This window comes from Clostridium taeniosporum (assembly GCF_001735765.2).
Taxonomy (GTDB): Bacteria; Bacillota; Clostridia; order Clostridiales; family Clostridiaceae; genus Clostridium; species Clostridium taeniosporum.
Genome location: NZ_CP017253.2, coordinates 1,744,541 through 1,767,111 on the forward strand (window position 1 = coordinate 1,744,541; position 22,571 = coordinate 1,767,111).

At 25.3% G+C, this 22,571-nt stretch carries 23 protein-coding genes; 2 read left to right on the forward strand and 21 right to left on the reverse strand.

Annotation, left to right across the window (positions count from 1 at the left end; translation table 11 throughout):
- Positions 1 to 125: 125 nt before the first annotated feature.
- From BGI42_RS08075 to BGI42_RS08095, 5 genes are all read right to left on the reverse strand, one after another.
- Positions 126 to 626: a hypothetical protein gene (locus tag BGI42_RS08075; protein WP_069679834.1), complete on the reverse strand. Its 501-nt coding sequence runs from the start codon at positions 624 to 626 to the stop codon at positions 126 to 128.
- 449 nt (positions 627 to 1,075) lie between these two features.
- Positions 1,076 to 2,755, reverse strand: coding sequence for a methyl-accepting chemotaxis protein (locus BGI42_RS08080; RefSeq protein ID WP_069679835.1), 1,680 nt, complete (start codon positions 2,753 to 2,755; stop codon positions 1,076 to 1,078).
- Between the two features lie 394 nt (positions 2,756 to 3,149).
- Positions 3,150 to 4,661, reverse strand: coding sequence for a 3'-5' exonuclease (locus tag BGI42_RS08085; RefSeq protein ID WP_069679836.1), 1,512 nt, complete (start codon positions 4,659 to 4,661; stop codon positions 3,150 to 3,152).
- Positions 4,662 to 5,024: 363 nt separating this feature from the next.
- Entirely contained in the window at positions 5,025 to 5,363 is a 339-nt protein-coding gene (locus BGI42_RS08090; protein ID WP_069679837.1) for a zinc ribbon domain-containing protein YjdM, read from the reverse strand.
- Positions 5,364 to 5,727: 364 nt separating this feature from the next.
- Complete coding sequence (locus BGI42_RS08095; protein WP_069679838.1) at positions 5,728 to 6,408, reverse strand: Crp/Fnr family transcriptional regulator; 681 nt, start codon at positions 6,406 to 6,408, stop codon at positions 5,728 to 5,730.
- Between the two features lie 312 nt (positions 6,409 to 6,720).
- Between BGI42_RS08095 and BGI42_RS08100 the strand changes: the two genes are divergently transcribed.
- Positions 6,721 to 7,923: an IS701 family transposase gene (locus tag BGI42_RS08100; RefSeq protein WP_069678787.1), complete on the forward strand. Its 1,203-nt coding sequence runs from the start codon at positions 6,721 to 6,723 to the stop codon at positions 7,921 to 7,923.
- 245 nt (positions 7,924 to 8,168) lie between these two features.
- Here BGI42_RS08100 and BGI42_RS08105 read toward each other — a convergent pair whose 3' ends face one another.
- From BGI42_RS08105 to BGI42_RS08125, 6 genes are all read right to left on the reverse strand, one after another.
- Complete coding sequence (locus BGI42_RS08105; protein ID WP_069679839.1) at positions 8,169 to 9,869, reverse strand: FAD-dependent oxidoreductase; 1,701 nt, start codon at positions 9,867 to 9,869, stop codon at positions 8,169 to 8,171.
- A gap of 85 nt (positions 9,870 to 9,954) precedes the next feature.
- The gene (locus BGI42_RS08110) at positions 9,955 to 10,275 is read right to left on the reverse strand and encodes a rhodanese-like domain-containing protein (protein WP_069679840.1); all 321 of its coding nucleotides are present in this window, start codon (positions 10,273 to 10,275) and stop codon (positions 9,955 to 9,957) included.
- Between the two features lie 253 nt (positions 10,276 to 10,528).
- Positions 10,529 to 11,065, reverse strand: a complete 537-nt coding sequence (locus tag BGI42_RS08115) for a metalloprotease family protein (RefSeq protein ID WP_069679841.1) — start codon at positions 11,063 to 11,065, stop codon at positions 10,529 to 10,531.
- A gap of 17 nt (positions 11,066 to 11,082) precedes the next feature.
- Positions 11,083 to 11,619 carry a tetratricopeptide repeat protein gene (locus BGI42_RS16400; RefSeq protein WP_242984708.1) on the reverse strand — a complete coding sequence of 179 codons (537 nt, stop codon included), beginning with the start codon at positions 11,617 to 11,619 and terminating at the stop codon, positions 11,083 to 11,085.
- A gap of 134 nt (positions 11,620 to 11,753) precedes the next feature.
- Positions 11,754 to 12,155, reverse strand: a complete 402-nt coding sequence (locus BGI42_RS16405) for a hypothetical protein (protein WP_242984709.1) — start codon at positions 12,153 to 12,155, stop codon at positions 11,754 to 11,756.
- A gap of 323 nt (positions 12,156 to 12,478) precedes the next feature.
- Positions 12,479 to 13,516: a hypothetical protein gene (locus tag BGI42_RS08125; RefSeq protein WP_069679842.1), complete on the reverse strand. Its 1,038-nt coding sequence runs from the start codon at positions 13,514 to 13,516 to the stop codon at positions 12,479 to 12,481.
- Between the two features lie 179 nt (positions 13,517 to 13,695).
- Between BGI42_RS08125 and BGI42_RS08130 the strand changes: the two genes are divergently transcribed.
- Positions 13,696 to 14,052 carry a hypothetical protein gene (locus BGI42_RS08130; protein ID WP_069679843.1) on the forward strand — a complete coding sequence of 119 codons (357 nt, stop codon included), beginning with the start codon at positions 13,696 to 13,698 and terminating at the stop codon, positions 14,050 to 14,052.
- A 413-nt stretch (positions 14,053 to 14,465) separates the two neighbouring features.
- Here the strand turns inward: BGI42_RS08130 and tnpA are convergent, their stop codons facing one another.
- The 10 genes from tnpA to BGI42_RS08180 form a co-directional block, all read right to left on the reverse strand.
- A complete protein-coding gene (tnpA, locus tag BGI42_RS08135) occupies positions 14,466 to 14,897 on the reverse strand; it encodes an IS200/IS605 family transposase (protein WP_069679164.1) in 432 nt (143 codons plus the stop codon).
- A 283-nt stretch (positions 14,898 to 15,180) separates the two neighbouring features.
- A complete protein-coding gene (locus BGI42_RS08140; RefSeq protein ID WP_069679844.1) occupies positions 15,181 to 16,008 on the reverse strand; it encodes a methyl-accepting chemotaxis protein in 828 nt (275 codons plus the stop codon).
- A gap of 262 nt (positions 16,009 to 16,270) precedes the next feature.
- Complete coding sequence (locus BGI42_RS08145) at positions 16,271 to 16,843, reverse strand: cytochrome b5 domain-containing protein (RefSeq protein ID WP_069679845.1); 573 nt, start codon at positions 16,841 to 16,843, stop codon at positions 16,271 to 16,273.
- A 216-nt stretch (positions 16,844 to 17,059) separates the two neighbouring features.
- The gene (queC, locus tag BGI42_RS08150) at positions 17,060 to 17,707 is read right to left on the reverse strand and encodes a 7-cyano-7-deazaguanine synthase QueC (protein WP_069679846.1); all 648 of its coding nucleotides are present in this window, start codon (positions 17,705 to 17,707) and stop codon (positions 17,060 to 17,062) included.
- A gap of 159 nt (positions 17,708 to 17,866) precedes the next feature.
- Positions 17,867 to 18,457 carry a GTP cyclohydrolase I FolE gene (gene folE, locus BGI42_RS08155; RefSeq protein ID WP_069679847.1) on the reverse strand — a complete coding sequence of 197 codons (591 nt, stop codon included), beginning with the start codon at positions 18,455 to 18,457 and terminating at the stop codon, positions 17,867 to 17,869.
- 1 nt (position 18,458) lies between these two features.
- A complete protein-coding gene (queE, locus tag BGI42_RS08160; RefSeq protein WP_069679848.1) occupies positions 18,459 to 19,124 on the reverse strand; it encodes a putative 7-carboxy-7-deazaguanine synthase QueE in 666 nt (221 codons plus the stop codon).
- A 1-nt stretch (position 19,125) separates the two neighbouring features.
- On the reverse strand, positions 19,126 to 19,557 hold the full coding sequence (queD, locus tag BGI42_RS08165) for a 6-carboxytetrahydropterin synthase QueD (RefSeq protein WP_069679849.1): 432 nt from the start codon (positions 19,555 to 19,557) through the stop codon (positions 19,126 to 19,128).
- Between the two features lie 125 nt (positions 19,558 to 19,682).
- Complete coding sequence (locus tag BGI42_RS08170; protein WP_069679850.1) at positions 19,683 to 20,453, reverse strand: acyl-CoA dehydratase activase; 771 nt, start codon at positions 20,451 to 20,453, stop codon at positions 19,683 to 19,685.
- Positions 20,450 to 21,451, reverse strand: a complete 1,002-nt coding sequence (locus BGI42_RS08175) for a 2-hydroxyacyl-CoA dehydratase family protein (protein ID WP_069679851.1) — start codon at positions 21,449 to 21,451, stop codon at positions 20,450 to 20,452. The genes BGI42_RS08170 and BGI42_RS08175 overlap by 4 nt, the downstream gene beginning before the upstream one ends.
- Before the next feature lie 589 nt (positions 21,452 to 22,040).
- A complete protein-coding gene (locus tag BGI42_RS08180) occupies positions 22,041 to 22,550 on the reverse strand; it encodes a ferritin family protein (protein WP_069679852.1) in 510 nt (169 codons plus the stop codon).
- Between the last annotated feature and the right edge of the window lie 21 nt (positions 22,551 to 22,571).

The following is a 22,571-nucleotide window of genomic DNA, read 5'->3' on the forward strand; positions in this document are numbered from 1 at the left end:
TATTATATATATTCTAATTACCAATGTACAATTTTTAATGATTAATTAATAAATACATTTCAATAAAATTTTTAATACTATAGATATTAATTATTAAAACTTATATATTAAAAATAGTATTAACACTACACACCTATTATAGGTTGCTCAATATTTCTTTTAGATATAGCTTTTAAACCTCTTAAGATATAATAAGATGAAGCAAGTCCTAATACATTCCCTATATTAATATCTACATTGGGTTTAAGAGAATAAGTAATTTCACCATTAATATATTTTTGATATAAATCATTGTATCTTATAAAACCAACTTCTGTAAATATTGATCGTGAAATAATTCCAAGATTCACCGCTTCTAATATTGGAATATCAGGATTAGGTAATGTGGTAGGATCTACTTCATTTCTATATTTACTATAAACTAGTTCAATACTTTCCAAAATTGATATATAACCAAGTATATCTGCATATATAGATATTATCTGAGCACATTTTTGTATATCTAATAATCTTAATTCCTTTATATCCTCTTGTGTAAAGTTTTCTGTACTGTTTTCTTTCGTATCTTCGTTATCCATTTTGCTATTATAGAAGTTGTTATATTTATGATTTGAATCTTGTCTCAACTCCTTTCAACTCCTCTGCTTTATTGTATTTGATTTATAATAAATAAATTTAAATATACACTAATTTATATGAATACATTCATAATTTAATGATATTTCTAATTTAAATACAATATAACTCTTTCTTTTTTAATATAATCTAAGTTTATTTAAAAAAGAAATAAATAAGTATGTACATAATAACTATACTAGTTAATAACTTAATTAAAGATAAAATAAAATCTTCTAAAGTAAACTTTTTCATCAAATAGCCCTCCATTAAAATCTTTTAATAAATATTAATCTTACATAATCAAAGTACATTATATATTACAAGGTATACATAATTATTAATTTAATATGTCATATTTTATAAGTCTAAATTTAATTAAAGTTAATACTCTAAACATAATAAAAACCACCTAAATACCCTATAGGTATTTAAGTGATTTTTATTTTATATGTTAGTATTATACTTTTAAATTAAATTCATTCATCATATCATTTAAAGTTTCTACTTGAGCAGTTAATTCTTCACTTGTTGCAGCACTTTCTTCAGCTATTGCTGAAGTAGATTGTACAACATCTGCTATTTGTTCAATTCCTTCATTTATTTGTTTTATAGACATTTCTTCATTCTCAGCTGAAATCACTATGTTATTGACTAAATTTGATGTATTTTTAATTTCTTCTACAACTTCAATTAATGACATTGCTGTGTTTTCTGCTATATCTTTCCCTTTGTTTACAGATGTTATTGAATTTTCTATTAACTCAGAAGTTCTTTTAACAGCTACCGAACAACTTTCTGCAAGTTTTCTTACTTCTTCTGCTACCACTGCGAATCCTTTTCCTGCTTCCCCTGCTCTTGCTGCTTCTATTGCTGCATTTAGAGATAAAAGATTTGTCTGGTCTGCTATTGATGCAATTGTAATTATTATATTATTTATGTCATTTGATGCACCTTCCATATCTTCCATTGCACAAAGCATTTCTGTCATTTTCTTGTTACTGTTTTCTACGTTTTTAACTAAATTGTCTGTTATTTTCTTGATTTTTTCAGCACCTTTAGTTGATTCTTGAACTTTTGTATTTATTTCTGATATATTAGCAGTTAATTCTTGTATAGAACTTGCCTCATTTGTAGCACCTTCTGATAACATTTGTGCTACTTTTGAAACTTGACTAGCTTCTCCATTTACTTCTTCAGTAGCACATTGTATTTGATTGAAAGCTATATTTAACGTTTCAATAATATCTTCTAAAGATTCTCTAATTTTAATAAAATCTCCTATGTACTCAATATCTAACTTAACATCTAAATCTTTATTAGATACTTGTTCTAATTTAGATGATATGTCATTAACATATATTTGTAAAGTTTTTATCATATTATCAAATATATTAGCAAATTCTCCAAATTCATCTTTTAAATTTAAATACTCTTTATCTATATTCTCTTTTAAATTTCCATTACCAATATTATTTGCAATATTTTTTAAATACGCTAGTGGATTTATTATAGATTTAGTAACTTTTACTGATATCCTTGAAGCAACTATCGCATTAACTACAAGTAGTATTAAAAAAATAACTATTGAAATTATAACTTTTAAATTTGCATCCCTAGCAAATTCATCTGCATTTTCTTGTGCTTCTTTTTGAATTATTTTTGCTCTATTATACATTTCTTCAAAAGCTGGATAATACTCAGCTTCTAACACTTCTTTAGCAGTATCAAATTCTCCATTTTCTATGCTACCTATTACTTTTTCCCTTACAAGTACAGCTTTGTTATAAGACTCTTCATAATCAATTATTAACTGTTTGTTATCTATTAAAGGTTTAATCTCTTCTAATTTAACCTTTAAAATATTAGTTGATTTATTAAGTGATTCCTTAAATTTATCATAATCTTTATATAATACAATACCTCTAAGTTCTCTTCCTACATTACCAAGATTATCACATATTTCAACTGCATTAACAGCTACCTTATGGCTTTCCTCTTTCATTTTATTTAAAGAATTTCCTACTGAAATCAAGCTAATAATTCCAATAGACATTATGACTATTGTAAATATAATCATTGTATTAAAGCCTTTTTTAAGTCTTTTCTCAACTGATAAATCAGCCAATTTTTTTCGCATAATAAAAATACCTCCTTGTATAATTTATTTGATGGTTTTTCTTTAATATAAAAAACTTTCCTTTATCTACTTCTTTTTACTCGTGGTATATTTTTTAAACTTTAGTTTTTATATATAGCATTTATAGATTTTATACATTTGTTAAAAATATTTATCTAAAACATAATAAACTAATCACTCTGTTTTTACTTTATAAATCCATAATTTTATCTATCTTATAGACCTTATAACATATTTATAAACAAAAAGGCACTCCTGCTTATACAAGAATACCTTTTCATATTTTTCCTGATCTTTATTTAATTAATTTATTTGCTTTCCATTACTTAATTGTTCTACTTTTTATTAAATTTAACAACTAATAATGGTCACAGATTTCTCTTATATTTCTATATTATTTTACCGATAAATATCTATCATCTATATCATCTATAAATTTAGATGGCATACCATTTGATGTTAAAAATAATTTTTCAGTAGCTCTTGTCATACCTACATAAAGTAATTTTCTTTCTCTAAATTCTAACATATCCATATCTTCTTCTTCATTTTTTACTAGACATAAAGGCATAACCTTTGAATTAAGTCCAGCAATTATAACCACCTTAAATTCAAGCCCTTTAACAGAATGCATAGTTACAAGTTTTACTGTTTCTTCTAAAAAATCTATCTCATCATTATCATCAAATATTGAACTTGGTATATTATAAGCTTGTAAAAATTTCTTAATATCTTTTAATTGTTTTTTTAGCCTTGCAATTATAACTATATCTTTCAAATTGTATCCTGATGTAAAATTTTTATTTATTAAATTAACTATATATAATCCTTCTTCTATCTTATTATCGAAGTTTTTGAAACTTGGATATTCCCCCTGCTTGTCTATTAACTTAGGTTTAACTATATTATCTTTTTGAATCATATCTTTATGTGTATCAATTAAACTAAAAGCTGCTTGTGCTATTTGAGTTGTTGTTCTATAATTTTTACTTAGTAAATTAGATTTTCCAGTCATATCATAACCAAGACTAGCAAAAGAACGATTCTTAATAAGCCATGCATGTGGATATATACTTTGAGCTTCATCAGTTATAAAAGTTATACTGGAATAGGCTTTTTTATTATATAAATTTTTTAAAAATTCTAATTCAACCCTAGTTAAATCCTGACTTTCATCAATTAATATATGAGTATACTTTTCTTTTTGATATTGCTTTACTTCCTTTAAAGCTAAAAAGGCTACATCTTGAAAATCAACTTTATTTATTTTCTGTAAATTATCATTATACTTTAATAAAACTTCAAATATTGCCCTTCTTTTGTCTGAGTTTTTTCTAAGCTTTTGTGGACCATCCTTCTTTATATTGCTTATTCTCCCTATTCTATCAACTAGTTGATATTCCTGAAGATTATTATAATTACAAGCTTTTATCCACATTATCTCTTCTTTTATAAATTGAAAATATTTTGAATCTATTATTTCAATATCTTTATATAAACTTCTAACAAAATCGATAGCATTAATTAACTGTATTTTACATTCTTTTCTCGAAGCAATATCTATATTTAAATTATTCTCTTTCTTATGTTTGTTAAAATAGTAAATAAGTATATCATCTATTCTTTCTATGAATAATTTCAAACTATTATCTTCATCAAATAAGTTCACTTGAACATTAACTTTATCTTTAATTTTGTCATATATATTTGATACATATTTTTTTAATGATTTATTATAAGTTACTATTAATACCTTATCATCTTTTTCTGGACAATAATGTCTTAATAATAATGGAATTTTATTTACTGCAACAGTTGTTTTTCCTGAACCTACCACACCCTTTATAAGTGAATGGCCATTTGGCTTATTGGCAATTATTCTTTTTTGTTCTATATTAAGTTGCATTTCTACCCCTCTTTATATTCTTTTTTCTATTTTTTGGAAATTATTTATAATAATTGTACTATAATATGTAGCCTTCTGTAAAGTTTTGATTAATTATAAATTTAAAAATAGTATTGTAATTAAGCTTTAAGAATCTTTAATAAGTATTGTTACATTTACTACTTATGTTAATTTTATATTTAGAATAAACTAAAAAACTGTACTCATTTTAGAATTAATAAATAAAATCATTCTCTTTAATTTATTTATTAACATATCTACATTCTACTAAAACAAAACCAAATAAAAATATCCCCATTAAATAGATAAATTTATATCATATATCTATTTAACAGAGATCTTATTTTAATTTTATCTTTAATTTTAAACTTTCTTAACGAATTCTGACTTTAATTGCATAGCTCCAAATCCATCTATTTTGCAATCAATATTATGATCACCATCAACTAAACGTATATTTTTAACCTTTGTTCCTTTTTTTATAGATGATGAACTACCTTTTACTTTAAGATCCTTAATTACTGTTACAGAATCTCCATCATTTAATATATTTCCATTAGCATCTTTAATCAAATTAGCTTCTGCTGCTTGTTTTTCTGATTCTAAAGTCCATTCATAAGAGCATTCTGGACAAATAAATAAATTTCCATCTTCATAAGTATATTCTGAATTACATTTAGGACAATTAGGTAAATTATTCATAAAATTCATTTCCTCCATTGTTTATTAATTTAATATATTAACCTGTTGCCTATAAGGCAAGTGCTATTTATTTCACACCTGTAAAAAAGAAATAATGCCACACATTAGGTTAAAACATTTTTGCTATATTATTATAAAAATAATAAAGATTATTCTCAATCTTATTTTTAATTGAAATAAAATTATAGATTGTTTAAAATATAATAATCTAATTTATAAATCGCAAAAATTTCTCACAGCTTTATATAATATCATAGTATTATTATATTGACAAACATTTTTAATTTAGTATTAAAATTTTTGTTATATACTATATTTCTTTAAAAACATTAATTTAATACTAAATAAATATGTTTTTATCCTTTTATCTTAAAAATCCATTTAAATCCTTTAAAATAATTATTTTTCCTCGTTCTAAATTTACATATCCATCCTTTTCAAATTTTTTTAACTTTCTACTAACCACTTCCCTAGTAGAATCAATTTCAAAAGCAATTTCTTTATGAGTACTATAAATTATTTTGCTTTTTTTGCTTATAAGCAATTTTATAATTCTAGTTTCTAAAGAATCATGAATTTTTTCTTCTTTCTTTTCTATCACAGTGTTAAATTTATTATATATATCTTTATACATATACTTTAAAAATTCACTATCTTTAAATAAATATTCTGTTACTATCTCAAATGGAATTATACATATTTTTGACTGTTGGAGTGCTCTTCCTATAATATTTAATGATTTAAAATTTAAAAGACAACTTAATGCTTCATGGCATAATTCTCCTTTTCTAATATTAAAAAGATTAGTTTCTTCACCATTCTCATTAATCCTTTGTATTTTTATTGTTCCAGTTATAACAAATATAATTCCTTCACAAGTACAATTTCCAGATGATATATACTCATCTGCACTTAATGTTTTAAATTTTGCTTTTTGACTTATTATTCTATTATTATTTTCATCAATACTCTCTAAAACTGGATAAATATCATAAAATAATTTCAAATTATCTTTTCTATTATTTATTGATTTATTATTTTCCATAATTCCTCCACATAAAATCATAATATTTTTACATTTATCAATTTAAATAATTATATAAAAGCATTGTTTTAAAAATCTAAAACTTCTCATCATTCTTATATATAAGCTTAAACTATATAATAGTTTATTAAAAATTTATATAACTTAGTCATAAATCCTTTTCAAATATTTTTATAAAAATATACTTTAATCTATAATAGTGCAAAAATGCTTGAATAATTTTACAACTGAATAAAATAAAAAAACATTTATGATAAATCCTTGTTATAATTGAGTTCCCACACAACAACGACAGCAAGGAGCTATACATAAATGTTTCAGAACACAATTATATCAGATGAACTATCAATACACAATTTTTTTAAACAACTAAATTTTGATTTATATCTAACTAAGCCACAATTAAATCATCTAGAAAGTATCATGAATGCAATGATTTCAAGAGGTTACAATGGTAAAGTGTCTGATATAGCGGAGCTTGCTTCGCATACGCATCGAACAAGTATCACAAGATTTTTATCAAAGAGTACTTGGAATGAAACACTTTTAAGCAAATCATTGAAGTCCCTAGTTTTACAACTAATATGGAATAAATCAAAAGAAACTAAAAAACCTATATATTTTATTATTGATGACACTATTTCAGAGAAAACTAAGCCCTCGTCAAAGGCTAAAAATATTATTGAAAAGTGTTCATTTCATAATTCTCATTTAAAAGGTAAAACAGTATATGGTCATCAAATTTTAGTTTCATTGCTTTCTTGTGATGGGTTAGTACTTCCTTACTCAATAGATATCTATGATAAAGATTCTATGAGTAAAATAGAATTAACTCAAAATTTAGTTGAATCACTACCTAAACCTGAAAATAAAGGTTATGTTTTGTGCGATAGCTGGTATAGTTGTAAAGCTATTTTTAATAGTTCCATAAAAGCTGGTTACAGCTATATAGGAGCTTTAAAAACTAATAGAGTTATTTATCCCGAAGGACATAAAAGATTAGGAATCAAACTTCACAAATTTGCAACAACTTTAAATATAGATGATTTTAACCTTGTCACCGTTAAAGATAAACAATACTATATTTACAACTATGTTGGTGATTTAAAAGATAGAAAAAATGTTTCAATTGTTCTTAGCTACCCTAAAGATTCATTTCAAAAAGAAGGAGCATTAAAAACATTTATTTCTTTAGATACATCACTAAATCCTTTAGATATCTTAACTCAATATACTGACCGATGGGCGATTGAGCCATTTTTTAGAGATTGTAAATCTTATTTAGGTCTTAATGGATATCAAGTAAGAAGTGAAAAGAGCATCAACAGATATCTTACAATAATGATAATAAATTATACCTATTGTAAATTGTATTCTAATAGCTCATACCACTTTAATACTGGATATAACTGTGCTAAGAAAGATTTAGAAAAATCTAAAATTATATATATCTATAAGGCTGCCGCTAACGGAAAGCCGTTAGACGAAATTTTTAAAACATTAAAAATAGCTTAGAAATCTATTTGGTTATTCAACTGTAAAATTATTCAAGTAAAAATGCACTATCATAGCTTTAATAATAGCAAATTAATAGAATAGTCCTCATTCTATGTTAAATAACTTTAATCTCATTTAAACTACTCACTCAATTTCACTTTTTGTACAATGATTATCAATATTATATCATATCCTTGTATAAATTCTTAAGATACCTTTAAATAATAAAATCGCACCAAAGCAAAATCCTTGGTGCGATTTTATTATTTAAAATTATATTCTGTAACAATACTTTCTCTATTCATAGTCTTATCATTATAATATTCATAAAAAGATAATCCCAAAAAGCTTCCAGTTATGTTATAAACATTAGTAAACCCTAAATTTTGAAGTGCTAAAGTTGCATTATAACTTCTTTGACCTGTTCTACAATGAAGATATACTGGAACATCTTTAGGAATTTCATTTGTTCTATTTCTAAGCTCACTTAATGGTATATTAGTAGAATTTTTTATATGACCATTTTCATATTCTCTTTTTTCTCTAACATCAATTATAAATGCATTACTTTCCACAAGTTCTCTAACCTTATCTATATTAACTTGTTTAAAATCATTATTTAATAGATTTGACCCAACATATCCTACATAATTTACAACATCTTTTGCTGTTGAAAATGGTGGTGCATAACATAATTCTAAATCTTTTAAATCTTCAACTGTTCCATTAAACTTTATAACTGTAGCAATTATATCAATCCTTTTAGTAACATCACCTTTTCCTATTGCTTGAGCACCTAATATTCTTCCTGTTGGTACTTCATAAAGCATTTTAAAGTGCATTGGTGAAGCCTCAGGCATTATTCCAACCTTATCATTAAGTATTACATTTACTATATCATAATTGATATTCATATTAAGTGCCTTTATTAATGATTCATTTAGCCCTGTTGACGCTCCATTGTAATTAAATACTTTTATAGCTGATGATCCTATGTACCCTTTATTTATTGTACTTTTATTATTTATATTATCAGCTACACTTCTTGCTGCTTTTTGAGCTGGACCTGCCAAAGATAATTTTGTCATAGAATTAGTAAGGGAATTATAGACTTCAATTGCATCACCTACTGCATAAATATCATCATCATTAGTTTTATAATTTTTATCTACTTTTATCGCTCCTGTTTCTCCAAGTTGAATTCCAGCTTCTTTAGCCAATTTCACTTCTGGTGCTACACCTATTGCCATAACCACAGCACTTGCTTTTATTTTCTTTCCAGATGATAAAACTACAATATCTTTTTCAAAACTTTCAACTTTATCTCCAACAATTAAATTCACACCATTATCATAAAGTTCCTTATGAAGTATTTGCACCATATCATAATCAAAAGGTTTTAAAATTTGTTTAGTAGCTTCTATAAGAGATACATTAAATCCTGCTTCTCTTAAATTTTCAGCTGCTTCAACACCTATATATCCACCTCCAATTACTGCTACATCATTACTTTCTATTTCTTTTAAATATCTATTTAACTTATCTATATCTACTACATTTCTTATTGTAAAAATTTTCACATTTTCAATACCAGATATATTAGGTACTATAGGATGTGCACCTGGAGATAAAATAAGTTTATCATATGTTTCTTTATAAACTTCTCCACTTACTAAATCTCTTACATCTACAGTGTTATTTTCTCTATCAATTGCTATAACTTCATTATTTACTCTTGCCTTAATATTATATTGTGATATAAATTTTTCCGGACTCATTAAAACTAATCTATTCGGTGAATCTATTACGCCACTTAAATGATAAGGTAGTGCACAATTTGAAAAAGATACATGTGGTCCTCTTTCAAACATTATTATTTCATCCTCTTCACTATTTCTTCTAAGCCTTGCAGCAGCTGATGCTCCTCCTGCTACGCCTCCTACTATTAGTATTTTTTTCTTCATAAGATCATCCTCCTAATTACTAAATAATATAATTTAATCTTTAATTTTACCCTATAGCTATTATAGTATTTTTAATATTACAAATTTATTTTTTTTGATTTCCTGCATAAGATCCAACTCCTCCAGAAACATTTGTAACATTATATCCTTGCTTTCTAAGACTACTACATGCTCTTGAACTTCTTCCACCTGATTGACATATTATATAGTATTCTTTATTTTTATTTAAATATTTACCAGGCTCATTTAAAAGTATACCCATAGGGATATTTTTAGCTGATTTTATACTTCCTCTTTTGTATTCATAATCTTCTCTAATATCAATAAGATTAACTTTTCCTATCAAATCATCAATATCATTTACATTGATTACTTTTCCTATATCTTTTTTTAAAAACCCAAACATATTTTTCCTCCTGTGTTTATGTAAATTTATAAAAAATCAATTCTTCTGTTATTACTTTAATTTCTGTGTTGAATTCATTATATTTAATTAATCCATTTTTTTCTGTGACTTTATCACCTACTTATATAATTAAAAACAAAAAACTCCCTTAGATATTTTGTGTATCTAAAAGAGTTTTTATTTTTAATCAACAAATTTTCTTTTATATATTAATATTAATATTAATAATTTAAATTTACCAATAAGATTCTAGTTAAAATATTTGAACCAATATTTTAGGCAATAATACAGAAATGGCCATTGCATATATTAAGTCAAGCCAAATTATTGATCCATATGCTCCAATATAGATTAATCCAATTACTGGTGTTACTAAAATTTTAACTACTATAGAAACTTCTTTATTTTTTAATATTGATTCAATCATGCTTTTTGCATCCCCTTTACTTGGAAACGCATGCATTAATATAGATATGCCAATCCATGCTAAAAATAAATTTAAAAAACTGTGATTATTCTTAAATTCAAATATTTCTATTGATGCTGGTAACATTATAAACATTCCTAAAATAGTGTTTATTAAAAATGGTCCTATAGAAATAAAAAAAGATTTCAATGGATTATCTACTGGTTCATGCATTACATAACCACATGGATTGCTTAATTGAAAATATTTTACTTCATATACAGGCACTTTCATTAAACGGCAAAAAATTTGATGTGCTAATTCATGTACAATAACACCTGGAAATGTTACTGCTGATATTAAAAAACCTGGTATAAAATACATAATTTAATTCCCCCCATTTATCCTAAATAATAATCATCAATGGTTATTTTTCCATCTAAAAAGTTTCTCATATCCTCATCAAATTCTTGACCATTAGATATATATTCCTTCTTATATTTCTCTGCTTCATCAGATTGTCCATTTGCTGTTAAAGCAATTATTAAAGTTTCTAATACATAATCTTCATTAGGATTAGATATATATGCTTTTTGGGCAAGATTTACTCCTTGCTTATTATTACCTTCAAGCATTTCTATTATAGCTAAACTTCTTAAAGCTCCAGCATTATCATTTTCTCTGTTTAATACTAAATTTAAATTTTCCCTTGCATTAACAAAATCTTTTTCTCTACGTAAAATATTAGCTAATTGTATCTTATTATCTGCTATCTTATTATCTGCTTTAATAGATTTTTTTAAATAATCTTTTGCTACACTATTATCATTAGATACAGATCCTAAATAGTAATATAATAACCCTTTATTTTGACTTGTATCATTTAATAAAAGTTTTAATTGATTTACTAAAATTTGATTTGCTTCTTCTGAATTCATATTTTTATCTAAACTGTCTAAAATTTTTCCAAAAGTATCATATGTATTGTAATATGAATCAAGATATTTAGTATATTTATTAATTTGATTATATATTGAAGTATCTACTTTTTTTCCTGATAAATAAGTATCTATTATGTATCCTGCATAATTATATTTTCCATTGCAATCTTTACACTTTTAACTGCAACATCAATTGATTCTGGATATTGTTCCAGTACATTTTTTAAATTTTCTAATGTATTATTTACATTTCCATCTTTTATATTATATTCTGCATTAAAATATTTCTTATAATTGTTAAATACTTTAGGAAACTTTGTAAGTGAAATTCCTACTAAAATAATAATTCCTATTGCAAAAACCATGAAAATTTTAGGAATTGGATACTTGATTTGTTCTTCCCTACATGTACTACATAATATTGAGTGTTTGCATTTAGAAGTATCAGCATTAACTTGGCCACATTTATGACATATATTATTCTGATAATTCTCTTCATAAGTTAAATTTTCTTGTCCAGTAACTTCTGTCATATTTACTATTCCCCCTTTAATTTTTTATATTTTGACACAATATGTTAAATTTTATAAAATTATTTAAAACATGTAAATTAAAATAATTTATATGAAATTATTTATATTTGTATGAAAGCATATTTTCCTTCAACTACCTTTGTTTCTTTATTAAAGATATAATAGAAAAATTTCACTTAGTTATTATCGTAATATTTTCTAAATAATTGATACTTATATTCTAAATATTTAATTTTAAAAACAATTAAAGCTGGAGCTATAAAAAACTCCAGCTGGTTTATTGTTTAAATAAATTATTAAATTACAATAATTTAGATTAATATTTAGCAATCACATTCAAAATTAAAATAAGCATATTCAGCAAAAGTCTTTAATTTTAATGCAAGTGGATCACATAAATCTGTTTCAAATCCAAAACAGAATCTGAAAGTATGATCTACACATGGTACTCCTGGTGTTGTTGATTCTGGCATACATGCTTCACAAACTTTAAATCTTAAAACGTCTTCTTCCTCTTCATCACATATTAATACTCCTACAGCTACCCTTCTATTTTCACATGCAGTTACTGTTACATCTACAATTAATAATCTTCCCTCACATTTTAAATCAGTAATTTCTACTGGAACATTTTTAGATTCTTCGTAACTTTCAAAGTTTACATCAACAGCTTCAGTACAGCAACAATCACATTCTGATGAGCAATCTGTATTATATCTAACTTGAGCTATAGCAAATCCACCTAAAGGTTCATCTATAGAAATTTCTACTCTATCAAAAGGGCTAGTACAGCATGTTTTAGCTGCAAAAAATGCTGTATTGGGACGTCCTGTTACAGTTTTTTGTATAGTGCCAACTAATTCTTGTCCTGAATAAAAATTAACTACAGAAGTTATAGTTATATTATTAAAATTAGGATCTAATTCAAATCCAAAAGTGCAGCATGGCTTGGATAAAGTTAATGTTAATGAACTAACCCCTGTACCTGTAAATAAAACAGGTGGTGTACTACTTTCAGTAACAGGAGGTGAAGACCATGTTGCCCAAGTAGTTGGTACTTGAAGTCTTGTTAATGGTGTACTAAAGTCCACTGTTAAATTAGCATCACTTATAGAACTATAACTTTGAAACTGAATTAACCCTGAAATATCAATTTTAGTAGTTGAATTTTGGTATTGTTGATTTGGATTGCTAATTTCTTCAAAACATTTCAATGGTAAGCTATTAGCTTTTTCTTTAATATTGGGAATTGTAATATTTTTATAATTATCAAGGTTAAAATTTTCTGGTACATAATCAAAGATATCTGAAATTTTAGTACCTTCTTCTAACTTAGTTTTTATTTTTTCAACATAACTCATATTTTATTCTCCTGTATATTTTATTTCAATATTCTATCTAATACTATATTATGTTCAAATAAAAATTAAGTTCATGTTGCTTTAAATACAAAACAGGTTTACATTAAATTTCCACTCTATACTTGTAACAAGAGACTATTTACTACATAAAATATAGTATTATATGGAGGTGAATACTAGTGCAAACAAAGGAATGTGATATTTCAAATAATGTAAAGCATATTGTATTTCCTAAATGTTGTGATTCTTTAAATGAAAAGATAAAGACATCATTAGATGACACTGGAAAACTGTTACTAGTAAGAGTACATTTAAAAAATGTTTTATATAATAAAACTTTAGCTGTAGGAGTGCTAATTTTTGAAGGACAAGATCTAATATCTTTTAAAGTAAAAAAGCTTTATACCGGATGTTGTTATGGAATGTGTAAATATCATAACATTCAAACTCCTACTTATTACTTTGTTTTTCCAAATAAAGACCATTGTTCAAAGAAAGATTTTACTATTAAAGTAGTAAAAAACTATATAATATAGATGAGTATTATTAATATTTAGATTTATTATATGCTGATTATTATTAATTTAAAAATAAAAAGTATTCTTAAATATAATTAATTTTAAGAATACTTCTTACATAAATTATTAAATAAATGATTTTTGTAATAGTTCATTTACTCCATATACTATTAATGTTAATCTTTTTTATGTATCTTTTTATTATGTTTAATTCCAGAGTTATTAGCTTTCTTTTCTTTTTCTTGCTGACTTGCACAAGAACAATCCTGTTTTTCACTCATAATATTTATCGCTCCTAAATTAAACTACTCACCTACTAAAGTAGGTGGATTTAAGGTATAAATACCTTAGACTGAAAGTCAATGCTCTTTAAGGATTAATCCTTCTGAAAGGACATTAGCTAAAGCAACCTAAAGAGCATTGACTAAAACTCATTCTTCTATCTTAAATATATTTTCGTTATTATTAAGTTCTTGACTTTCTATATATCTTTTTATTGTTTCTTCTGTAACACTTCCAACTGTTGCACAAAAGTATCCTCGTGCCCATAAATGCTGCCCCCAGTATCTCTTTTTTAATTCTGGAAATTCATCTTGTATTAATCTTGATGATCTACCTTTCAAATATTGCACAATTTTACTGGGAGCGATGCTCGGAGAACATCCCAAAAGCATATGCACATGATCTTTTCCAATACTTCCTCTAACAATTGTAATTTGCCTTGCTTCACAGCCTTGTCTTATTAATTCTCTTAATCTAGATGATATATGCTTATTTAATACTTTATATCTATATTTTGTTACCCATATTACATGATATTTTATATCATATACCGTATGACTTCTTTTATTATATTCCTCCATACTAATCACATCCTTTTTAATTAGTATGGTCACATTTATAATTTCTTAAAAGGCTAAAAGCTGATACCGTCTAAAGACGGTGGTTTTAAACCACGCGAATAGAAAATAAATTTTTATTATAATATTTACATTATTATTTTGTTCAAGAGCTAAATATTTATTCTTTATTTTTAATTGTATTATTTTTTAAAAAACTACTATTACTATTTTTAAGTTTAAAAACAAAAGTCTATTCTTAATTATAAATACCAGCAATTATTCTTAAATTTTTTAGCTTTTTATTTTATAATTTATCGGCTAAATTTTCAAGTAAAACAGAAGTATTATTTAATTTATCAATTAGTGATACTATTTCTTTTATCTCTTCTAATTGCTTATTTGACATACTATCTGTATTTTCCACTTTATTATTAATTTTTTCTATTGCACATGAAATATTTTTTATAACAGCTTCAATTTTACCTATAGATTCATTAGATGAATGTGATAATTTTCTAATTTCTTGTGCAACAACATTAAAGCCCTTACCATATTCCCCTGCTCTTGCTGCTTCAATAGATGCATTTAACCCTAAAAGATTAGTTTGAGAAGAAACTCCTTTTATAAAACTTACTATTTCGTCTGTATTATTAGCCATTTTATTAGCATTATTAGTTTCTTGGAGTATTTCATTATTCATATTAGTTAAATAACTAATATCAGAAGAAATACTCGTTATCCCTTCTGATAACTTTGATACTATAGATATTAACTCACTAGTTATACCTGTTACAGCATTTTTCTTAGAAAGACTTTTTCCAATAGCTATAGAACCAACGACAACATTATTTTCTTTTATTGGAATCATGTATGATTTAAAAGCTACTCCCATAAAATCTTCTGGAATGACCTTTATTTCAATTTTTCCCCTATTCATCGCTTCTTTCACAAATTTTCCTGCTTCTGAGCCTTCTTTTATTTTACAATCTATTTCTTTACTACCTTGATAATATAATACCTTTTCTCTATCAGTTAACATTATTTCTATATCATTATCAAAAAAAATATCAATATAAGGAATAACATTATAAACGCTTTTTAATGCATCATTTTTAAAGTCATTTTTAAACATATAACTCTCCCCTACTTAAATATGTAAATTAATTTATTATAAATATTTTAACACAAAAATATTTATAATACTTATATTCATTAAAATTAATAATTATAAAAATTATCACATAATTAATAATCGTTATAAATTATTTAAACTAAAGTAAAATTAAAGTTCCTACTAGAATATTTTCTACATATTAATAATTACTTCTAAAATATTCATTCGGAACTTTGAAAATATAAATTATATTTCGTCTATTTAATTTTAACTAATCTTACTAATAAAATCGGTTAAGTTTACTCATGGCCAATAACTTTGATACTCCTGTCTTTTCCCATTCTTCAACCTGCTCAATAGCTTCTTGAGGGGATTTCCCTAATCCTACAAGTACACCTGATAAAATAAATTCCTGATATAAATGTTCTGGATTAATTCCTGCCTTAGCCTCTGCCAATGCACGATTAACTAATGGTGTAATATATCTAACCCAATCATCTGGAGTAAAGTTAGATTTATCTTCTACCTCACCTCTAATCATAGTTAAAGTATTTATTTTTTTATTTGCTTTAAGTACTCCCACTTTAGGTAATGTACTTAAAAATTTAGGCATTCCATGACATGACTTAAATTCTTCTGTTAAATCTTTACCTGCTACAAGCCCAAAATGTGTTCCATTAGCCCAAACTTCTTTTCCACTTAAATCATAAACTATTCCTTCTATTGCTACATATGCAGGTTTTCCATTAGTTCCATCATACTCAGCTAATTCCCCTAATGTAAATTCTCTTTCTTCTCTATAATTATCTCCTACAAGTTCTCTAATAGTTTTTACATCCAAATATATAGACATATCTGCTCCTTAAATATTTTTTCATCTATAATTAATATATTTAAAACTATAAAATTAGGAACAATTTAAATTTAAAAATTAGTAAAATATTATATAAATAAATTATTATTACACATTTCTATTTACTTTTCTTATATAACAATTTTATTATTAAACATAATATGATTATCACATTTAATCCATAAGATAAAAATTTAGGTACATTTAAAAAACTTGTTATCTTTTAAATTCTAGATATCCATTTTTTCTTAACTTACATGCTGGACATTCTCCACAACCATTACCTATTATTCCATTATAGCAAGTTAAAGTTTCTTCTTTTACTATATTAAGAACTCCTAAATCATCAGCCATTTTCCAAGTTTCAGCTTTATCAATCCACATTAATGGAGTAAGAATTTCAAATTGATAATCCATAGCTAAATTCAATGTAACATTTAAAGATTTTATAAATACATCTCTGCAATCTGGATATCCACTAAAATCGCTTTGAGATACTCCAGTTATAATAGTATTTATTTCTCTTTGCTTTGCAAATACTGCAACAAAAGTTAAAAATAACATATTTCTGCCATCTACAAATGAATTAGGAACACCTTCCTTAGGTGCATCTTTATCAACATTTATATCTTGTCTAGTTAATGAATTAGGGGCTAATTGATTTAATAAATTTAAATCTAAAATATGATGCTCTACATTATATTTTTTACATATATTTTTTGCACATTCTAATTCTAATTTATGTTTTTGATTATAATTAAAAGAAACTGCTATAACTTCTTTGAATCTCTTTTTTGCCCAAAATAAACAAGTTGTACTATCTTGACCGCCACTAAATACTACTATTGCTTTTTCTTTATTCATTTATCAGTACACCATCCTTTAATTATGTAGTTAAATCTTAACTACAATTATTTTTATTATTAAACATATTCTAAAATATTGTTGACATTGTGATATAATGTTTAGCTAACATGGAAATCTACTTTATACTTCAATCTCACCATTTACTTAAATATATTATTATTGACTATAAAGCATCATTAATTTGCTATTTAACATTGGATCACTATTAAATCTTCCTCTTAAAGTAGTTGATATTGTCTTAGCACCTGGTTTTTGTATTCCTCTAGTAGTCATACAACCATGTTCACCTTGTATAATAACTGCAACATCTTCTGATTCAGTTACTTTTTGTAATATTTCAGCTATATCCGTTCCTATTCTTTCTTGAAGCTGCAATCTACGTCCTACCATATCAGCTATTCTTGCTATTTTACTTAATCCAATAACTTTCTTATCTGGAATATAAGCTATTGCAACTTTCATGTTATACATAAGCGCTAAATGATGTTCACAATGGCTAAATATCTCTATGTCTTTCATAAAAACTATATCATTATTATTTTCTTTTAATAACAAATCATCTTCAAAAGTAGTGTTAAACATATTTGCAATTTCATCATTACTGTAACACATACCTTTAAAAATTTCTTCATACATTTTCGCTACACGTTTAGGAGTATCCTTTAATCCTTCTCTATTTGGATCATCTCCTAAAGCTACTAAAATTCCTTTTATATGTTCTTCAATTGCTTTTACATCAATATCCATTTTATACACCTCTCTTGCTTGGTTCCCATATAACCTTATGAAGCTGTATTTGTAAATTGACTTTATTCATATTGTTTTCTTTCATAAATTCTACTATATCATTCATATTAATTTTTCCAAATACAGGACTAATATATACACTAGTTTTGTCTATAAGATTATATTTGTCTATTATATATTTTGCTTTTTTTAAGTCCTCAATACTGCCTGATACAAATTTTACTGTGTCCTTCTCAGTTAAATATTTAAAATTCTCTAATTCCATTTTATCTTCCATATTACTTGAAGGAAGTTTATAATCCATAGTAAAACTCGGTGGATTTTCTATAGTTAAAAACTTGTTTATCAATACGCTTCCATTAGTTTCTATTTCAACATGAATCTTTTTATCCTTTGATAATAATTCTAATAGTTCTATTATTCCATTTTGAAGAAGGGGCTCTCCTCCAGTTAAAGTTATATTTCTAACTTTTGTTGATTTAATATATTCATATATATCCTTAGAAGCCATCCATTCATAAGAAACATTTTTTTCATTTGCCCAAGTTGTATCACAATAGCTACAATCTAAATTACACCCTGCAAATCTTATAAAGACTGCTAATTGTCCACAAAGGGGTCCTTCTCCATTAATGCTTATAAATTTTTCCACCACTTTAAAATTCACTTTAACATCTCTCACTTTCTTCATATACAGCACTATTAGTAGGAGTCTCATAAACTATAGCTCTCTTTACGTTATATCCTTTATTTTTCATTGTTTTAAAGAAAAATGCTGCAAAATTTTCAGCTGTTGGCCTGAAGTTAACTTCTATCACCTTAAATCCATCTTGTTTTATACAGCCTAAGGTTTCTTCTCTCATAGTTTTTTCTTCTATGATAAGTGCATGATCATAATGATCTACCATTTCTTTAACATCTTTTTTCAAATCTCCAAAATCTATAACCATGCCATCAAGTTGACCACCTTTTACTAAAGTGTCTCCCTGTATTTCAATCTCTACTCTCCACCTATGTCCATGAATATTTCCACATTTTCCTTCATAACCTGCAAGAAAATGGGCACTGTCAAAACTATGTTCTGCTTTTAAAATATACATAATTGTTTCCTCCAAAGCTCTGTTTTTAATCTATTGAATATTTTTACAAATCTATGTTTTAACTCAATGTTGATATTATAGTATAAGGACGAAATGACCTTAAAATTTGCTTTTTAGAATTCTTACTAAAGATTAATCAATAGAACCTTACTTCCATAATAGCAACATCCAATTGCTCCATTAAACTGTGGCTCTTTTACTTCTATTACTTCTTCATAATCATTTTTTAGATATTTTTTTATTGAAGTATTATTTGCAACACCACCAGTTAATATTAATTTTTCTCCTCTAAATTTACTTAAAAGAGGGCGTAATCTTTTGTAAAGAGAATAATTAACTCCTGCACATAATCTATCTATACTTATGCCTTCTGCAATTTTTCCAATTAATTCTGATTCAGAAAATACTGCACAAGTTGAATTTAAATCAACAGGATTTTCTGAATATTTACTCATTTCATCAATAGATATTTCAAGTACATTTGCCATATTTTCTAGGTATCTTCCACACGAAGCAGCACATTTTTCATTAAGTTCTAAATCTCCAATAATGCCCTTCTCCACTTTTACTACTTTAACATCTTGACCACCTATATCTAAAAGAATGAAATCTTTCAATTTTGTTTGATAAATCCCCCCATAAATATGGGCTTTTAATTCATTTATAGGAGTAAACAGTTTTAAATCAGTATTATTCTTTCCATAACCTGTTGAAACAGCTCTATCTATTTTTCCTATATTAAGTTTTCCTAAATCAACTACTACTTTTCCATCAAAGTTACAATAATCTCTATAAAAACTCATAGTACTTATTTTTTTCTTTTCTACTATTTTATTATCTTCCATCAAGACAATTTTAACTTCTCTACTTCCAAGATCTATTCCTAGTACTTTCATCTTTTAATCTCCTTTAAATCCAATAGCATATCAAGAAAAGCTTCTAATCTTAGCTTTGTTCTTGCATCTAATGTATTTAATTTATCTCCTTCAATATTTAATATTGGAATATCCAATTGTTTTTTTAATACTATATCCTCAACTGCTCTGTGACAAAATGCTTGAGTGTAATGAATTATTCCATCTAAATTTCTATTCTTAATTTGTTTTTTTAATTCTTTAATTCTAAATTCAGTATTATAAGGATAAGTGTAATCATAATATTGATCAAATATACTTGCTGCTTTATCTGCCCTAGGAAAAGCAAATTCTCTTTGCACTTCATTGTATACAAAATGAGCATTTAAATCTTCAACAAATTCATATATATCACCCGTCATAGGTGGAACACCTATATATCCTAATCTTAATTTTTTATCGGTTGGCTTTCGTTTTTTTATATCGTAAATAATCTTTTTTAAATCTTTTTCAAAAGTATTTAAATCTCCATTAAAATCACTTAAACTTACTTGATATAAATGATTTTCAAAACCAGTAGCTTTATTATGTATATATGTTAATTCATCAATTTCTTTTGATAATGTTCTAATTTCATTTAGCCTTTTTCTAGAGTTTTCAACTTCTTCAATACTTACATTAAATATATCTATAAATTTTCTTATTTCATTTTCTACATCTTCTCTTTTATGACTATGAGGAAATGAAAATGGATAAACCTTAATTCCTTTTAATTGAAGCACTTCAATGAGAGATTTTGTATTAGAACAATCCCCTTCCATAACTCCAACTATCTCTTTAATGTCATTTTCTATACATGCTCCATAAATACCCTTTATCCAAGCACATAAACTTTTTGGGAAACCGTCTCTTTCAGCTATATCTATGTATTTTAAATAATCACTAGATGTTATAAAAAGATTATTTAAATCTATAGGTGTATATCCTGCTGCAATAAGAACTTCAACTGGAACTGTTGTTGTTAATCCTATTTTTTTCATAATTAAAATCTCCTTGCATACTTGATAATTGTTAGAAAATATTATAATTTTATTCTGTCCAACTTTACCTACTCATATCTCAATATTTTATTACAACACAGATTAATAGTTAATTTTTTGCAAATAAAAAAGGACAAAACTGCCCTTAAACAAAAAGAAACTACCTATAAGGGTAGTTATGCCCTAGTTTTGTTTATAGACAGGATGGTTACACGAACTGTCTTTATTATTTTTTTAATATGTTTACAGTTTACTATATATTACAATAGTACGTCAAATTTATTTTAAATCATATATGCTTACATTTATAAATAGAATATTTTCAAGAATTTAAATCGCAATATTTGTAGTACCAGGTTGTAAATAAATCCTAAATTTGAAAACTTTATATAAGTTATTAATCACACTAAATTTATAAATATATAAAATTTTAACAATGAATTTAAATTTATAATAAATTTAAATCTTATAAATCCAAGTGACAATTCAAGGATATTATAGTAAAATATTTTTAAATTGTCACTTTGAAACATCTATTTCTTTTATACATATTTATAAAACAACAAATTAATATACATAAAGTAAAAATCTAAATATTATCATATTTATCTTTATCTAAAATAACTAATGCTTTTGTTAATTCTTCAACATGTTCTTTTTCATCTTTTGTTATTTCTTTTATAAGCTCTATTGCACCTTCATTTTCCAAATTATCAATAAAAAATTCATATAATATTATAGCTTCTAATTCACCTTTTATAGCTTCTCTTATATGAGTAAGTAAATTATTCTTTGTTCCTTTACTATTATAGTCCTTATACTTATCTTTTGATGAAATCTTTACATGTTCATCAACTTCTGCCTGTAACTTAGCTTGCTCTTTATCTACACTTCGTAATGCTTGTAAAAATAATCCATAATGCTCTTTTTCTTCTTCCATTATATGATGAAATATATCTTTTACGTCTTTATTATCTGTTAAACTTATAAAATAACTATAATCGTTTATTGCCACTATTTCAGCTATCATACCTTCCCTAAAAAAAGTTTCAATATTTTTCAAAATACCTTGAGGTTGCCTATTTGTAGTGTAACTCATAAATCTCTCCTTTATTTAATT

What these genes read in the sequence shown, in the direction of transcription:
- BGI42_RS08100 (WP_069678787.1), top strand. Translation starts at nt 6,721, where the DNA reads ATGTTTCAGAACACAATTATATCAGATGAACTATCAATACACAATTTT.
- BGI42_RS08095 (WP_069679838.1), bottom strand. Translation starts at nt 6,408, where the DNA reads ATGGAAAATAATAAATCAATAAATAATAGAAAAGATAATTTGAAATTA.
- BGI42_RS08170 (WP_069679850.1), bottom strand. Translation starts at nt 20,453, where the DNA reads ATGAAAGTACTAGGAATAGATCTTGGAAGTAGAGAAGTTAAAATTGTC.
- BGI42_RS08105 (WP_069679839.1), bottom strand. Translation starts at nt 9,869, where the DNA reads ATGAAGAAAAAAATACTAATAGTAGGAGGCGTAGCAGGAGGAGCATCA.
- BGI42_RS08175 (WP_069679851.1), bottom strand. Translation starts at nt 21,451, where the DNA reads ATGAAAAAAATAGGATTAACAACAACAGTTCCAGTTGAAGTTCTTATT.
- BGI42_RS16400 (WP_242984708.1), bottom strand. Translation starts at nt 11,619, where the DNA reads ATGAATTCAGAAGAAGCAAATCAAATTTTAGTAAATCAATTAAAACTT.
- BGI42_RS08145 (WP_069679845.1), bottom strand. Translation starts at nt 16,843, where the DNA reads ATGTCTATATATTTGGATGTAAAAACTATTAGAGAACTTGTAGGAGAT.
- BGI42_RS08140 (WP_069679844.1), bottom strand. Translation starts at nt 16,008, where the DNA reads ATGTTTAAAAATGACTTTAAAAATGATGCATTAAAAAGCGTTTATAAT.
- folE (WP_069679847.1), bottom strand. Translation starts at nt 18,457, where the DNA reads ATGGATATTGATGTAAAAGCAATTGAAGAACATATAAAAGGAATTTTA.
- BGI42_RS08085 (WP_069679836.1), bottom strand. Translation starts at nt 4,661, where the DNA reads ATGCAACTTAATATAGAACAAAAAAGAATAATTGCCAATAAGCCAAAT.
- BGI42_RS08080 (WP_069679835.1), bottom strand. Translation starts at nt 2,755, where the DNA reads ATGCGAAAAAAATTGGCTGATTTATCAGTTGAGAAAAGACTTAAAAAA.
- BGI42_RS08090 (WP_069679837.1), bottom strand. Translation starts at nt 5,363, where the DNA reads ATGAATAATTTACCTAATTGTCCTAAATGTAATTCAGAATATACTTAT.
- BGI42_RS08115 (WP_069679841.1), bottom strand. Translation starts at nt 11,065, where the DNA reads ATGTATTTTATACCAGGTTTTTTAATATCAGCAGTAACATTTCCAGGT.
- queC (WP_069679846.1), bottom strand. Translation starts at nt 17,707, where the DNA reads ATGAATAAAGAAAAAGCAATAGTAGTATTTAGTGGCGGTCAAGATAGT.
- tnpA (WP_069679164.1), bottom strand. Translation starts at nt 14,897, where the DNA reads ATGGAGGAATATAATAAAAGAAGTCATACGGTATATGATATAAAATAT.
- BGI42_RS16405 (WP_242984709.1), bottom strand. Translation starts at nt 12,155, where the DNA reads ATGACAGAAGTTACTGGACAAGAAAATTTAACTTATGAAGAGAATTAT.
- BGI42_RS08125 (WP_069679842.1), bottom strand. Translation starts at nt 13,516, where the DNA reads ATGAGTTATGTTGAAAAAATAAAAACTAAGTTAGAAGAAGGTACTAAA.
- queD (WP_069679849.1), bottom strand. Translation starts at nt 19,557, where the DNA reads ATGTATATTTTAAAAGCAGAACATAGTTTTGACAGTGCCCATTTTCTT.
- BGI42_RS08180 (WP_069679852.1), bottom strand. Translation starts at nt 22,550, where the DNA reads ATGAGTTACACTACAAATAGGCAACCTCAAGGTATTTTGAAAAATATT.
- BGI42_RS08110 (WP_069679840.1), bottom strand. Translation starts at nt 10,275, where the DNA reads ATGTTTGGGTTTTTAAAAAAAGATATAGGAAAAGTAATCAATGTAAAT.